Source organism: Pseudoalteromonas sp. CO325X, from assembly GCF_004208955.1.
Classification (GTDB): Bacteria; Pseudomonadota; Gammaproteobacteria; order Enterobacterales; family Alteromonadaceae; genus Pseudoalteromonas; species Pseudoalteromonas ruthenica.
This window is the reverse complement of sequence record NZ_SGPG01000046.1, coordinates 1-395: the sequence shown is the minus strand read 5'-3', so window position 1 is coordinate 395 and position 395 is coordinate 1. Positions and strand designations below refer to the sequence as shown.

The window sequence follows — 395 nt, the reverse complement described above, 5'->3', positions numbered from 1 at the left end:
CTCGACTTGCATGTGTTAGGCCTGCCGCCAGCGTTCAATCTGAGCCATGATCAAACTCTTCAATTAAAAGTTTTTTTATTCTCTACCTAATGAAAGGCGAAGAATCATGCTCAATGAATACTGATTTTGATATCTGTCGATATCGAATTGACTGTGCTGAATAAATTAAATTTATTCCGTTGGTCACTCAGCTTAATTGAGACTCTAAATTTGTTTGCGTCATCTAGCGAACTAGAATTAGCTGTTAGAACTCAATCTGTACGAGTGCCCACACAGATGATTGCTTCATATTTTTAAAGAACAGTCCGGTCACCCGGTTTCGAGTCGCTTTCGCGTCTCGAGGGCTGTGCATTCTACTCAACCCTGTTTTATTGTCAACACTTTATTTTAAGAAG

General features: G+C 39.5%; 1 rRNA gene. It reads right to left on the bottom strand.

The annotated features are described in order from the left end of the window. Positions 1–66: ribosomal RNA gene (locus EXT46_RS18700) — 16S ribosomal RNA — on the bottom strand; the annotation flags it as partial. Positions 67–395 lie beyond the last annotated feature (329 nt).